14 protein-coding genes are annotated in these 13,321 nt (G+C 66.0%); 6 read left to right on the forward strand and 8 right to left on the reverse strand.

Annotated elements, in window-relative coordinates:
* Window positions 1-1,179 (reverse strand): NADP-dependent malic enzyme, encoded by a 1,179-nt coding sequence (locus tag M2432_RS10795; protein ID WP_280826805.1) that lies wholly within the window; start codon window positions 1,177-1,179, stop codon window positions 1-3.
* 84 nt (window positions 1,180-1,263) lie between these two features.
* On the opposite strand from M2432_RS10795, the gene corA reads away from it, so the two are divergent.
* Both corA and M2432_RS10805 read left to right on the forward strand, forming a co-directional pair.
* The gene (corA, locus tag M2432_RS10800) at window positions 1,264-2,370 is read left to right on the forward strand and encodes a magnesium/cobalt transporter CorA (protein WP_280826806.1); all 1,107 of its coding nucleotides are present in this window, start codon (window positions 1,264-1,266) and stop codon (window positions 2,368-2,370) included.
* Between the two features lie 57 nt (window positions 2,371-2,427).
* Window positions 2,428-2,709 carry a hypothetical protein gene (locus M2432_RS10805; protein ID WP_280826807.1) on the forward strand — a complete coding sequence of 94 codons (282 nt, stop codon included), beginning with the start codon at window positions 2,428-2,430 and terminating at the stop codon, window positions 2,707-2,709.
* Between the two features lie 30 nt (window positions 2,710-2,739).
* Here the strand turns inward: M2432_RS10805 and M2432_RS10810 are convergent, their stop codons facing one another.
* From M2432_RS10810 to M2432_RS10835, 6 genes are all read right to left on the reverse strand, one after another.
* A complete protein-coding gene (locus M2432_RS10810; RefSeq protein ID WP_280826808.1) occupies window positions 2,740-3,342 on the reverse strand; it encodes a suppressor of fused domain protein in 603 nt (200 codons plus the stop codon).
* Window positions 3,339-4,508 carry a sn-glycerol-3-phosphate ABC transporter ATP-binding protein UgpC gene (gene ugpC / locus M2432_RS10815; RefSeq protein ID WP_280826809.1) on the reverse strand — a complete coding sequence of 390 codons (1,170 nt, stop codon included), beginning with the start codon at window positions 4,506-4,508 and terminating at the stop codon, window positions 3,339-3,341. The genes M2432_RS10810 and ugpC overlap by 4 nt, the downstream gene beginning before the upstream one ends.
* Window positions 4,509-4,511: 3 nt before the next feature.
* The gene (locus M2432_RS10820) at window positions 4,512-5,348 is read right to left on the reverse strand and encodes a carbohydrate ABC transporter permease (RefSeq protein ID WP_280826810.1); all 837 of its coding nucleotides are present in this window, start codon (window positions 5,346-5,348) and stop codon (window positions 4,512-4,514) included.
* Complete coding sequence (locus M2432_RS10825) at window positions 5,348-6,187, reverse strand: sugar ABC transporter permease (protein ID WP_280826811.1); 840 nt, start codon at window positions 6,185-6,187, stop codon at window positions 5,348-5,350. The genes M2432_RS10820 and M2432_RS10825 overlap by 1 nt, the downstream gene beginning before the upstream one ends.
* Window positions 6,188-6,306: 119 nt before the next feature.
* On the reverse strand, window positions 6,307-7,677 hold the full coding sequence (locus M2432_RS10830) for an ABC transporter substrate-binding protein (protein ID WP_280826937.1): 1,371 nt from the start codon (window positions 7,675-7,677) through the stop codon (window positions 6,307-6,309).
* A gap of 122 nt (window positions 7,678-7,799) precedes the next feature.
* Entirely contained in the window at window positions 7,800-8,297 is a 498-nt protein-coding gene (locus M2432_RS10835; protein ID WP_280826812.1) for a general stress protein, read from the reverse strand.
* Window positions 8,298-8,380: 83 nt separating this feature from the next.
* Between M2432_RS10835 and M2432_RS10840 the strand changes: the two genes are divergently transcribed.
* Window positions 8,381-8,902, forward strand: a complete 522-nt coding sequence (locus tag M2432_RS10840) for a DUF4190 domain-containing protein (RefSeq protein WP_280826813.1) — start codon at window positions 8,381-8,383, stop codon at window positions 8,900-8,902.
* A gap of 24 nt (window positions 8,903-8,926) precedes the next feature.
* Here M2432_RS10840 and M2432_RS10845 read toward each other — a convergent pair whose 3' ends face one another.
* Window positions 8,927-9,892, reverse strand: a complete 966-nt coding sequence (locus M2432_RS10845; RefSeq protein ID WP_280826814.1) for a CoA ester lyase — start codon at window positions 9,890-9,892, stop codon at window positions 8,927-8,929.
* 26 nt (window positions 9,893-9,918) lie between these two features.
* Between M2432_RS10845 and M2432_RS10850 the strand changes: the two genes are divergently transcribed.
* From M2432_RS10850 to M2432_RS10860, 3 genes are all read left to right on the forward strand, one after another.
* On the forward strand, window positions 9,919-11,202 hold the full coding sequence (locus tag M2432_RS10850) for a CBS domain-containing protein (RefSeq protein ID WP_280826815.1): 1,284 nt from the start codon (window positions 9,919-9,921) through the stop codon (window positions 11,200-11,202).
* Window positions 11,199-11,792, forward strand: a complete 594-nt coding sequence (locus M2432_RS10855; RefSeq protein ID WP_280826816.1) for a DUF1003 domain-containing protein — start codon at window positions 11,199-11,201, stop codon at window positions 11,790-11,792. Before M2432_RS10850 ends, M2432_RS10855 begins: the two co-directional genes overlap by 4 nt.
* 70 nt (window positions 11,793-11,862) lie before the next feature.
* Window positions 11,863-13,308 (forward strand): lytic murein transglycosylase, encoded by a 1,446-nt coding sequence (locus tag M2432_RS10860; protein ID WP_280826817.1) that lies wholly within the window; start codon window positions 11,863-11,865, stop codon window positions 13,306-13,308.
* Window positions 13,309-13,321 lie beyond the last annotated feature (13 nt).

Raw genomic sequence — 13,321 nt, forward strand, 5'->3', positions numbered from 1 at the left:
TCAGGCTTGTGACGCGGCCGCCACTGCCGCGGCCACCGCCGGACCGACCCGCGGGTCCAGCGCACTGGGCACGATGTGGTCGACCGTCAGGTCGTCCCCGACGACAGAGAAGATCGCTTGTGCAGCAGCGACTTTCATATCCTCGGTGATCCGGCGTGCGCCGGCGTCCAGCGCCCCGCGGAACACGCCGGGGAAAGCCAGCACGTTGTTGATCTGGTTCGGGAAGTCGCTGCGACCGGTGGCCACCACTGCCGCGTGCCTACGTGCGGCGTCCGGGTGAATCTCCGGGTCCGGGTTGGACAGCGCGAAGACGATGCCGCCGGGCGCCATGGTTGCGATGATCTCCTCGGGCACCACGCCCGCAGACAGACCCAGGAACATGTCCGCGCCATCCACGGCCTCGGCGATGCCGCCGGTGCAACCGGCCGGGTTGGTCCGTGCGGCCAACTCAGCCTTGAACTCGTTCAGATCACCACGGCCGGTGTGGACGATGCCTTTGCTGTCCAGCACCGTGATGTCCTTGATGCCCGCGGCCAGCAGGATGTTCGAGCAGGCCACGCCCGCGGCCCCGGCACCGGAGATCACCACTCGCAGCGAGTGCATGTCACGGCCCAGCACCTTGGCCGCACCCATCAGCGCAGCCAGCACCACGATCGCAGTGCCATGCTGGTCGTCGTGCATCACCGGGCAGTCCAGTGCCTCGATGACGCGGCGTTCGATCTCGAAACAGCGCGGGGCGGAGATGTCCTCCAGGTTCACCGCGCCGAACGTCGGGCGCAGCCGCACCAGGGTCTCGACGATTTCGTCGGGATCCTTGGTGTCCAGGACGATCGGGATGGAGTCCAGCCCGCCGAAGGTCTTGAACAGGGCGCTCTTGCCCTCCATAACCGGCAGCGACGCGGCCGCTCCGATATCGCCCAGGCCCAGCACGGCGCTGCCGTCGCTGACCACTGCGACCAGGCGATTGGCCCAGGTGTACTTCTTGGCCAGGGTCTTGTCCGCGGCGATGGCGCGGGACACCTGTGCCACACCGGGCGTGTAAGCGATCGACAGGGCACGCTGGGTATCGAGGGGCTCATTGAGCGCCACGGAGAGCTTGCCGCCTTCGTGGGCGGCGAAGATGTCCTCGTCGGTGATGACTACTTGTGGCGTACGCGCTGACGCTGAGGTATCCGGCACCGCGTCAGGTTACTTCACGGCGTTACGAAACGGCTCGGGCGCGTAGCATTTCGTTCTGCCCGACCGAACATGGGGAGCTGAAGCATGCCGTCGTTCCGTTCGCTGCAACCGTCGCTGCTGCGGCAGAGCGTAAAAAAAACAACCAACGGGCCCGAGGCCAGTTCAATCCCAGTGCCAGTCGCCCGCGCGATGGTCGACTGCGGCGTTTACTGCGACGGCACCCGACTGCCCGGCAAATACACCCACGGTGCCGCGCTGGCCAAGGTGCGGGAGTTGGAGGCCGAGGGCCGCGAGGCATTCGTCTGGATCGGCCTGCACGAGCCCGACGCACACCAGATGCAGGCCGTCGCCGACATCTTCGGCCTGCATGAACTGGCAGTCGAGGACGCCGTACACGCGCACCAGCGTCCGAAACTGGAACGCTACGACCAGACCCTGTTCCTGGTGCTCAAGACGGTCAGCTACGTCGCGCACGAATCGATGGCCAAGGCTCGCGAGGTCGTCGAAACCGGCGAGATCATGGTGTTCGTCGGGCCAGACTTCGTGGTCACCGTCCGGCACGGTGACCACACCGGCCTGGCCGGGGTACGCCGCCGCCTGGACGAGTCACCGAGCATCCTGGCGCTTGGCCCCTACGCGGTGCTCCATGCCATCGCCGACCATGTGGTGGATTGCTATCTGGACGTCACTCACCTGGTCGAGACCGACATCGATGCGATCGAGGCGACGGTGTTCTCCCCGAACACCCAGACCGACATCGAGAGCATCTATCTGCTCAAGCGCGAAGTGGTCGAGCTCCGCCATTCGGTGATCCCGCTGACCACTGCGCTGCAGCGTCTGCAGTCGGATCACAACGACCTGATGTCCAAAGAGGTCCGCCGCTACATTCGGGACGTGCACGACCACAACAGCCAGGTCGCCGACCAGATCACGGGCTTCGACGAGATGCTGAGTTCTCTGGTGCAGGCAGCGCTCGGCAAGGTCGGCATGGAACAGAACGTGGACATGCGCAAGATTTCAGCATGGGTGGCCATCGCCGCGGTGCCGACCATGATCGCCGGCATTTACGGCATGAACTTCGAGTTCATCCCCGAATTACACTGGCACTATGGGTATTTCATCACTCTTGCCCTGATGATAACGGTGTGCACACTGTTGTACCGGACGTTCCGGCGCAACCACTGGCTATAAAGCAGATATTCAACCAAAACACGCCACCGAACATCGCAGGTCAGGGATGATTATGTGATGTCCATAGCAGCCAAATCCGTCGCGATGGCGTTCGCCGTCGCGGGCATCGCCGTTGCCGGCGCCGCTGCGCCACCCGCCTTCGCCCATGGGGCAGACTCCGTCGTCAACGATCTACAGGCCGAGGGGTACCTCGTCCAGATCAACTGGACCAACGGGTCCAGCACGCAGCAACTGCCGGACTGCACCGTGGTCAGGGTCAACAATCCGTCATCAAATCCCGAACCGTCACCGGGTGACACGGTCTGGGTTGATGTCTATTGTCCGAACAACCTTTACTAGCGCTGCACCCACTACCACTGGGTGTACAGGCTAACTGGGCTGCGCCGCCCGGCGGTTCGGGTCAACCACGTCGACCCCGTCCTGCAGCCACGCCTCTCGCATCGCATCGGCGCCCTTGAGCCGCACCCACGCCGCCTCGGTCGCGGTGATCGGTGTCGCCGACAGGATGCGCACCAGCTGGTAAGGCTCGGGCAGCGCGACCTCGCCGATGTCGCTGGCACCCAACAGAAAAGCAGTGAACGCAGCGCCCTGCCACACCAGCGCCTGCAGGTCGATCAGCGCGCCCGGTTCCAGGACCAAACCTTCGACGGCCGGGCTCGACGCCAGCACCGCGATCGACCGGGCCAGCCCGGTCGGAGTCGGTCCGCGCAGTGACACCACGGCCTCGGCCCGAGGGCCACTGACCGGGTCGGCCACCATATCCATCGGGTCCATCATCGGATTACGCGAACAGCCAAGAGAGACATAGTGATACACACCATCGCCGGTCGGTCCGAAGCGCAGCACCGTGATGGGGTCGGCGCCCAGAAAGGTGACGCTGGCGCTCACCGGTTCGCCGGTGGCACCGGCCTCTGCGAAATACGTTGTCAGATAGGCCCGAACGGTACCGATGATTTCGGACGCGCCGGTCATGTCGATCGCGACTGGGTGGACAGGTTCCGGCCGGTCTCGGCGTCGAACAGGGTCAGCCTGGAGGTATCCAGGGCAAGTTGAACCCGCCCCCCGGCCGTCGCTTTCGACTTCGCTGAAACCCTTGCCACATAGGTGTTTTCGGCCGGACCGTCGGCCTGGGCGAGCTCGTCGAGCTGTGCGGCCCGGGCCACGTCGCCCGGCATCCGGAAATGCACATACTTGTCGGCGCCGAGGGACTCCACCAGCTCGGCCTCAACCTCGACGGTCAGGGCCTGGATGCGGGCGTAGGCGTCGATGACCGAAGCGTCATCGAACTGCTCGGGCCGCACTCCGGCAATGAGATTGGTCGACGAGCTCTCCAGCATCTCCCGGATCTCGTCAGCCAGGGTGACGTCGCCGAACGGCAGTCGCACGCCCACATCGGTCAGCTGGGCGGGGAAGAAGTTCATCGACGGTGACCCGATAAAGCCTGCGACGAACAGGTTGGCCGGCTCGTTGTACAGCTCGTCGGGCGTGCCGATCTGCTGAGCGACGCCACCAAGCAGCACCACCACCCGGTCACCCAGGGTCATCGCCTCGGTCTGATCGTGCGTCACGTAAACGGTGGTGGTGCCCAGCCGGGCCTGCAGCCGGGCAATCTCGGTGCGCATCTGCACCCGCAGCTTGGCATCCAGATTCGACAGCGGCTCATCCATCAGAAAAGCCTTGGGGCTGCGCACAATCGCCCGCCCCATGGCCACCCGCTGGCGCTGTCCACCGGACAGCTGCGCGGGCTTGCGATCTAGTAATTCCGTGAGGTCGAGAATTTTTGCGGTCTCGTTGACCTTGCTCGCGATCTCAGCCTTGGGCAGCTTGGCCAAGGTGAGCGGGAAAGCGATGTTCTGCCGGACCGTCATGTGCGGATACAGGGCGTAGGACTGGAACACCATGGCGATGTCGCGGTCCCGCGGTGCCTTCTCGTTGACCCGCTCGCCACCGATGCGCAACTCCCCGGAGCTGATGTCCTCCAGCCCGGCGATCATGTTGAGCGTGGTCGACTTTCCACATCCGGACGGGCCGACCAGAATCAGGAACTCGCCGTCGGCGATGGTCAGCGACAGGTCTCGCACCGCCACCGCGCCGTCGGCGTAGCTCTTGGTCACCTGGTCCAACACGATTTCGGCCATGAGCTACCCCTTCACCGCACCGGACGTCAGGCCCGCGACGATCCGTCGTTGGAACATCAGAACAAAGATGATGATGGGCACCGTGATGACCATGGCGCCCGCCGCGATGGACCCGGTGGGCTCCTCGAATTGCGAACTGCCGGTGAAGTTCGCAATGGCCACCGGCGCGGTGATGGATCGCTCGGTCGCAGTCAGCGACAGTGCGAGCAGCAGGTCGTTCCAGGCGAAGATGAACACCAGGATAGCCGCGGTCACGATGCCGGGCGCTGCCAGCGGGGCGATGACCCTGGCGAAAGCCTGGCCGGGGGTGGCGCCGTCCATCTTGGCCGCCTTCTCCAAATCCCAGGGGATTTCCCGGAAGAACGACGACATGGTGTAGATCGCCAGTGGCAGCGCGAAGGTGATGTACGGCAGGATCAGCCCGGGCCAGGTGTCGAACAGCCCGATTCTGCGCTCGATGTTGAACAACGGTGTAACCAGCGAGATCTGGGGAAACATCGAGATCAGCAGCGCCAACCCGACCAGCGACTTCTTACCCGGAAACTCCAGGCGGGCAATCGCATACGCGGCCATGCCACCGATGGTCACGGCGATCACGGTGGTGATCAGGCCGATGCCGATGGAGTTGACCAGCGCCGAGCTGAAACCGCTGCCGGTGAAGATGCCCTTGTAGTTGTCGAAGGTGATCTCCCGCGGAATCAGGTTGCCGTCCTTGACCGTTGAGGTCGGCTTCAGCGACAACGAGAGAATCCACAGCACCGGCAGTAGCGCATAAGCGACCACCAGTACGTTGACCACACCCCAACCGGCGATCCGGTCGCGCGTCACCGGTGCGCCCATCACGACACCTGCGCTTCCGAACCAGGTGCAGCAGCGCCGAAAATCTTGATGTAGATGAACGCGATGATCGCCACCGTCGCAAAGATCAGCACGCTGATGGCCGACCCGAGTCCCAGATTGAACGCCTTGAACAGGTTGTCGTAGCCCAGGATCGACACCGAGCCGGTGTTGTTGGAGCCGCCGGTGAGCACATAGATGTTGTCGAAGATGCGGAACGCGTCCAGAGTGCGGAACAGCAGCGCCACCAAGATGGCCGGTTTCATCAGCGGCAGAATGATTTTGACGAGCCGCTGCCAGCGGCCTGCACCGTCCATCGCCGCGGCGTCGAGCAGGTCCTGCGGCACCTCCACCAGCCCGGCCAGCAACAGCAGCGACATGAACGGCGTGGTCTTCCACACCTCGGCCAGCACCACGATCGCCAGTGAGGGCAGTTGTTGGGTCAGCGGCGCGCTGCCGGTCGGCAGCAGGTTGGCCAGGTATCCGGTGCCCGGCGTCCAGGCGTAATACCAGCTGTACGCCGCCGCGACGGTCACGATGCCGTACGGGACCAGGATGGCCGTGCGCACCACCCCGCTGGCGAAAACGGTCCGGTGCATAACCACCGCCAACGCCATGCCGAGGACGAACTCGATGGCCACCGATACCACCGTGATGCCCAACGTCACCACGAACGCCGTCCACCAGTAATGGTCGGTCAGCACAGTCTGGTAGTTGGCCAGTCCGATGAACTGGGTGTCGTTGGGGGACGCCAGATTGCTGCGCTGCAGGCTCAACCACACCGCGTAGCCGATCGGGTAGGCCGCCACGGCCAGCATCACCAGCACTGCTGGGGCGATCAACCAGTAAGCGAGCCGGCGCTCAGGATCTCCATGTGCTCCTCGCGTGCGCGAATCTCCGTTTGCTCCTCGCGTGCGCGAATCTCCGTTTGCTCCTCGCGTGCGCGGACTGCCGGTCTGGCTCATGGGATCAACCCTTTGCCGTCGATGGCCTGCTGCACCTCGGCGGCCAGGGCCTCGGCGGTGTGCTCCGGGTCGATCGCGGTTATTGGGGCCAGCGTCGCCGAAATCCGGGTCGACACAGCCTGATACGCCGGGGTGGCCGGCCGCACCGCTGCGTTCGAGAGCTGATCCTTGATCACCGCGTATTGCGGGTACCGGACCTGGAATTTCGGATCGTCGTACAGCGACGACCGCACCGCGGGCAACCCGCCTTCCACCGAGGTGTACTCCTGATTCGCCGGGCTGCGCAGGCACCGGATGGCCTCGAACGCTTCGCGCTTGTGCAAACTGTCCTTGCCCACAGCAAGATTCAGCCCGCCGATGGTCACTTTGGCAGGCTCTCCCGGCTGCACACCCGGATAGGTGGCGAATCCGAACACCTTTCGGCTCTCGTCATACGCGGCGGCGAACTGCTCGTCGGTCGGGGCGAAAGTGCCGACGTCGTTGATGGCGCTCTTGAGGCTTTCGCGCTCACGCAGTGGCAGGAACGGCACCCCGCCCTTGACCGCGTTCTCCAGCATCGACGGCAACACGAACGGCCAGTTCACTTCCAGGGCGGCCTTGCCCTGCTCCAGCGCCAGACGGGCCGTGCCCTCGTCGGTTTGAGTGATCGACGGGTCGGCTCCAGGCGCGGTGGCAACGGCCTTGATGATCTGCAGCGCCTTGACCGTCGCGGCGCGATGCTCCGGGGTGTCGGTCAGAGTGACCGTCTTGCCATCGTCGGACAGCACGCTGCCGCCGGCACTGACGAGCAACGTGTTGAACCACACCACCAAGCCCTCGTACTGCTTGCCCTGTACCGCGATCCAGCTGGGTTGCCCGGCCGCATGCAGCCTGGTCGCCTGGGCCACCATGTCATCCCAGGTGGCCGGCGGCTCAGACATCAGATCGGCCCGATACCAAAGCAATTGGGTGTTGGTGGTGATCGGTGCGGCGTACAGCTTGCCGTTCCACTGGGCGGTCCTCAGCGGCCCCGGCAGGGTGTCGCCGATGGCATCGGCCTCGGCCTGACCTGCCGGATCATCGGACAGCGGCACGACCCACCCGGCCTCGGCGAACTCAGCGGTCCACACCACGTCCAGGCCAAGAATGTCCAGGCTCTTGTCGTTGCCGGTCAGTCGGCGAGCGAGTTGTAACCGTTGGTCGTCTGCGCCTTTGGGCAGGCTGATCTGGTTGATGCGGAAGCGATCACCCAACTCGGCATTGCAGCGCTTGGCGACGGCCGCAAACGTCGCTTTCTCGTTTGCCGACGTGTAAAGGTTGACGACGTTGCCACCCTCGCCGGACCCGCACGCGGATACCAGCGACGCCGCTACCAGTGCAGCCAGCATCGTCCTGCCAGCGCGCACCACCAAGCCTCCAGTCCCACGGGTACCTCCCGCGCGCAAAACCGTAGATGCCACCACGCGTGCCATGCAACACTTCGGCCCCGCCGGGCGGGACGGATGCCCGGTCAGAGCGTCAAGCGGGCCAGCATGTCCCGGCCCTGTTCAGCGCACACCGGATCACACAGCACGTCGTAACGCCCGGCCACCAATTGCATGGTCGAACTGAAATCCCTTGTGCCCCGGGCCATCGCGTACTGCACACCTGAGGTGATGAGCCCGAAGAAGATGCCTGCGAGGAGGCCGGTGATCAACGAACCCCAGGCGTTGTTGCTGAAGATTCCCAGCATCAGCCCGATGAACAGACCCAGCCACGCGCCCGTGAGGGCACCGCCGCCGAGCACCCGGGGCCAGGTGAGCCGGCCGGTCACCCGCTCGACCTGCATCAGGTCGACACCGACAATCGTCACGTTCTGCACCGGAAATTGTTGATCCGATAGGTAATCCACCGCACGCTGCGCTTCGGCATAGGTGGTATACGAACCGATGGGCCAGCCTTTGGGTGGAGTCGGCAGCCCTGCGGGGCCTCGCCCGGGTGTCCGGTCGGGTTGCAGCGGATTGGTCATGGTTCTCTCCTGTCGCCGCGATTGTCCTCGTCATACCACGCCACGGAATCTGGCGCCATGCCTCTTAGGCTAGGTTGAATTGCATGACAAGTCCGGACGGCCACGCGGACCAAGATCCGCGGACCGGAGCCGATCGGGCCGCGGACTACCCGGTCTATGACTATCCGGATTTCGATCAGCCGGAGCACTATGCCCCGGCCCAGTCCATGCCCCAGAACACGCCGCCCCAGAACATTCTGCCGCCACCGCAGTGGCCCCCCGCGCCGCCGGCCGCCGGCGCGCCGTTCCCGCCCGTGCCGGCGCCGCCGCCATACCTGCCCTACCCGATGCCGCCGTCAACCAACGGCATGGCCATCGCATCGCTGGTGTGCTCGCTGCTGTCGTTGCCGCTGATCATGTTCTGCGGAATCCCCACGCTGCTGGCCGGCCTCACTGGGGTCGGCCTGGGACTGGGGGCGCTCGTCCAGATCAACAACCGTCCGCAGCCCGGCAAAGGCCTTGCCATCGCAGGCATCGTCGTCGGGGCCGTGGCCATCCTGCTGTGCCTGGTCGGGTTGCTCTGGTTGATCTCCAGCGTCGGCGGCCGCATCCCGGACCAGCGCTGACATCTCGGCCCTGGCCGCCGGACCTCACTGCGGCGGGCTGAACCGCGGTCCGGTGCGAGCCATCCCAGCCGCGCGGCCTTTACCTGCAATCACCAGCGCCATCTTGCGACTGGCCTCATCGATCATCTCGTCACCGAGCAGCGCGGCCCCGCGCGCACCGCCGGCTCCCGAGGTGTGCCACTCGTAGGCCTCCAAGATCAACTCGGCATGGTCATAGTCGGCTTGGCGCGGGCTGAAAATCTCGTTGCCCGCGGCGATCTGATCCGGGTGCAGCACCCACTTTCCGTCGTAGCCCAGCGCCGCGCTCTGCCCCGCAACGCGGGAAAACGCCTCGATGTCACGGACTTTGAAGTAGGGACCGTCGATGGCGTTGATACCGTGCGCGCGAGCGGCAACCAGAATGGTCATCAGCACGTGGTGGTAGGCATCGCCGACGCCGTAACCCTCCGGCTGCTCCCCGACCACCAGCGTGCGCATGTTCAGGCTGGCCATCAGATCCCCCGGCCCGAAGATCAGCGCCTGCACCCGCGGGCCGCCGGCGATGGCATTGGCGTTGGTCAGGCCGCGGGCGTCCTCGATCTGCGCCTCGATACCGATCCCCCCGACCGGCAGCCCGTGGGTCTTCTCCAACTGGGTCAGCAGCAGATCGAGCGCGTGCACGTGCGAGACGTCGCTGACCTTCGGCAACACGATGATGTCCAGCGTGCCCCCGGCCTGGGCTACGCCGCTGACCACGTCGATCACGTCTGCATGTGTCCAAGGGGTGGTCCAGTCGTTGACCCGGACGCCGCGCAGCTGCCCCGCCCAGCCCGGCTCGCACAACGCCTCGGCCACCCGGGCCCGGGCGGCGGCCTTGGCATCCGCGGCGACGGCGTCTTCCAGGTCCAGGAACACCTGATCGGCGGGCAATGCCTTGGCTTTGGCGATCATCTTGTCACTGCTGCCCGGAACTGACAGACAGGTGCGCCGGGGCCGATAGAGATTCTCCACGGCCCCACTCTCTACCCTGTTTAGTCATGGTGGCGGTCAACAGGGTCTACGTGGCCAGGCTCGCCGGGCTCGTGGTGCTTGGCCCCGACGGTGAGTCGGTGGGCCGGGTCCGCGACGTGGTCTTGAGCATGGGAGCATTCCGCCAACAGCCCCGGGTCCTGGGCCTGGTGGTCGAATTGCTTTCGCGTCGAAGGATTTTCGTGCCGATCCTGCGGGTCACCGCCATCGAGCACAACTCGGTCACGCTGACCACCACGAGTGTCTCGCTGCGCCGGTTCGCCCAGCGCCCCGGCGAGGTACTGGCGCTGGGCCAGGTGCTCGACACCAAGGTCCGGGTCAATGACCCGGAGCAGGAACAGCTCACCGACGTCGACGTCGTGGTGGTCGATCTTGCCATCGAGCAGGTTCGCTCCCGCGACTGGATCGTGACCCGGGTGGCCGTGCGAAATCAGCGCCGGCTGGGCCGGCGCACCACGGTGCATGTCGTGGGCTGGCAGAACGTTTCCGGGCTGACCCCGTCGGCGCTGGCCTTGCCCGGCCAAGGGGTGGCCCAACTGCTGGCGCAGTTCGAAGGACAGCGCCCTGTCGAAGTCGCCGACGCGCTGCGCCACCTGCCGGCCAAGCGCCGTCACGAAGTGGTCAAGGCCCTCGACGACGAGCGGCTGGCCGACATCCTGCAGGAGCTCTCCGAGCGCGAACAGGCCGAACTTCTCGACCAGCTCACCACCGACCGGGCTGCCGACGTGCTCGAGGAGATGGACCCGGATGACGCCGCCGACCTGCTCGGCGAACTCGACGCCACCCGTGCGGCGGTCCTGCTGGACCGGATGGATCCCGAGGATTCCGAGCCGGTGCGCCGGTTGCTCACGCACTCCCCCGATACTGCCGGTGGTCTGATGACGCCCAAGCCGGTGGTGCTGACCCCGGACACCACAGTCGCCGAGGCGCTGGCCCGGGTGCGCGACCCTGAGCTGACCCCTGCGTTGGCGTCGCTGACGTTCGTGGTCCGGCCGCCGACATCGACACCGACCGGCCAGTATCTGGGCTGCGTGCACACCCAGCGGCTGCTGCGCGAACCGCCCGCCACCCAGGTCGGCGGCATCATGGACACCGACCTGCCCAACCTGTCACCGGCCAGCGTGCTGGCCGAGGTGACGCGTTACTTCGCGGCATACAACCTGGTTTCAGTGCCGGTGGTCGATGACGAGAATCACCTGCTGGGTGCCGTCACCGTCGACGACCTGCTGGACCATCTACTGCCGGCCAATTGGCGCATCGCCGATGAACCCCACCTGGGAGGTGCCACATGACCGAGCTTCCGGCCCGGCAACGCCTGGACACCCCACGCACCTCGCGCCTGCGGCTGGCGCCGCGGGTCGACGTTGAAGCGGTCGGTCAGTTCAGCGAGTCGATTGCCCGTTTCCTGGGCACCGGCAAATACCTCGCCATCCAGACGGCGATCGTGGTGGTGTGGATCGCCATCAACCTGATCGCGATCGGTCTGCAATTCGACCCGTACCCGTTCATCCTGCTGAACCTGGCGTTCTCGACGCAGGCGGCGTACGCCGCCCCGCTGATCCTGCTGGCGCAGAACCGCCAGGAGAACCGCGACCGGGTGTCGCTCGAAGAAGACCGTCGCCGAGCTGCCCAGACCAAGGCCGACACCGAGTTCCTGGCCAGGGAGCTGGCCGCGCTGCGGCTGGCTGTGGGCGAGGTTGCCACCCGCGACTACCTTCGCCGCGAACTCGAAGAGCTGCGCGCGGTGATCGACCAGCAGAACAGCGGGAAGAACAGTTCCGGCAAGCGCAAATCCGGTAAATCCCGGCAGAACGAGACGCCACTGGACGGAGACGATTCCCACTCAGCTGGAGCATTGCTACAACAACCAACTTCTGAGTAGGTATGGTGACTTGGTTCACAACACGTGTCACCGGAACCACACCGGTACAGCTCTCATCTAGGACGGACTAGTGCACATCGGCCGCAATGCCGCGGAACTGCCCGCGGCGGACACCGCGACCGCGTGCACCGATGTCACCTCAGACTCTGCCACCGATCCCACTACGAGGCCCAGTCGACGCGCCCGAATCGCCCGGGCGCTGCGCCGCCCGGTCGCAGGTGTGGTCGTCATGGCACCGCTGGCGCTGGTGCTGACCGTCGGTGGATCGGCTCCCACCCGGACAGTCGCCGCGTACAACGGTGCCACCCCTGGGATCACCCCGTTGGCCGCGGTCTCGCCGACTCCGCCAACTCCATCAAGCCGCTCCGGGGTGACTGTGGTAGCGGCTGAGCGGCCCCCTCGAGCGGTACATATGGACCCCGCCACCGTGGTGTCGATGCCGCCGGCTTCGCTGGTGATGGCCCCGGGCGGTCTGCAGATTCCGCCAATCGCGCTGAACGCTTACCGCACGGCCGAAAAGCTGATGGCGACCAACATGCCTGACTGCGGTATCAGCTGGAACCTGCTCGCTGGGATCGGGCGCATCGAGTCCGGCCACGCCAACAACGGCGCCACTGACGCCAGGGGCACCGCCCTGTACCCCATTCTGGGACCGGTGCTGGACGGCTCGCTGGCCGGTAACGAGGTCATTGTCCAGAGCATCTCGGCAGGGCGCGTCTACTACGCCCGCGCACTGGGCCCCATGCAGTTCCTCCCTGGTACCTGGGCCCGATACGCCGCCGATGCCGTTGGCGACGGCAGGCCGGACGTGCAGAACGTCTTCGACGCATCCCTGGCGGCGGCCCGCTACCTGTGCAGCGGCGGTCTGAACCTGCGTGATCCCTCGCAGGTGCTGACGGCGATCCTGCGCTACAACAACTCGATGGCCTACGCGCAGAACGTGCTGGGCTGGGCCAAGGCGTACGTCACCGGTATCGCGCCGGTCGACCTGCCGCCCATCGTCGGACCGCCGCCGGCCATCGGCGACCAGCACCTGGACAACCCGGAAGGGCTCGGTCCCGGGCTCCCTCTCAATGCGATGGGTCTGCCGTCTGATGACCCACTGGCGCTGACTCCGGCATTGCAGATGGGCCATACCGGCCCCGTGCCGGGTCCGCCCCAGGCACCCGGTCAGGTTCCGCAGCAGAACTGCGCCGTGTTCTGCCTGCAGTCGACGCCGGTTCCGGGTGCTCCGCTGCCACCGGACGCCGTACATACTCCGGAGGCCCCGGGTGCGCCTTCGAGCCTGCAACCGCTTGGCCCGCAACTGCCCGGTTCGCAACCTTCGGCCCCACAACTGCCGGGGTCACAGCCTTCGGGGCCGCAGCAGCTCGGCCCGGCTCCGCTGGCACCGGCTCCGCTGGCACCTGCAGCGGCCAATCCGGTATCCGCTCCCCCGGTCCTTGCCGGGCCACCGGCGGCCGATCCCCTGGCGCCGCCCCCCGCACTCGGCCCACCGCCCGGTCCGGCCAGCTGAGGACGCTCTGACA

The sequence above is a fragment of the Mycobacterium sp. OTB74 genome (assembly GCF_029892685.1).
Classification (GTDB): Bacteria; Actinomycetota; Actinomycetes; order Mycobacteriales; family Mycobacteriaceae; genus Mycobacterium.

Excerpts from the sequence above, each read along its gene's own strand:
- M2432_RS10805 (WP_280826807.1), top strand. The coding sequence starts at position 2,428 with ATGTCCATAGCAGCCAAATCCGTCGCGATGGCGTTCGCCGTCGCGGGC.
- M2432_RS10830 (WP_280826937.1), bottom strand. The coding sequence starts at position 7,677 with ATGCTGGCTGCACTGGTAGCGGCGTCGCTGGTATCCGCGTGCGGGTCC.
- corA (WP_280826806.1), top strand. The coding sequence starts at position 1,264 with ATGCCGTCGTTCCGTTCGCTGCAACCGTCGCTGCTGCGGCAGAGCGTA.
- M2432_RS10820 (WP_280826810.1), bottom strand. The coding sequence starts at position 5,348 with ATGGGCGCACCGGTGACGCGCGACCGGATCGCCGGTTGGGGTGTGGTC.
- ugpC (WP_280826809.1), bottom strand. The coding sequence starts at position 4,508 with ATGGCCGAAATCGTGTTGGACCAGGTGACCAAGAGCTACGCCGACGGC.
- M2432_RS10855 (WP_280826816.1), top strand. The coding sequence starts at position 11,199 with ATGACCGAGCTTCCGGCCCGGCAACGCCTGGACACCCCACGCACCTCG.
- M2432_RS10840 (WP_280826813.1), top strand. The coding sequence starts at position 8,381 with ATGACAAGTCCGGACGGCCACGCGGACCAAGATCCGCGGACCGGAGCC.
- M2432_RS10835 (WP_280826812.1), bottom strand. The coding sequence starts at position 8,297 with ATGACCAATCCGCTGCAACCCGACCGGACACCCGGGCGAGGCCCCGCA.
- M2432_RS10810 (WP_280826808.1), bottom strand. The coding sequence starts at position 3,342 with ATGACCGGCGCGTCCGAAATCATCGGTACCGTTCGGGCCTATCTGACA.
- M2432_RS10850 (WP_280826815.1), top strand. The coding sequence starts at position 9,919 with ATGGTGGCGGTCAACAGGGTCTACGTGGCCAGGCTCGCCGGGCTCGTG.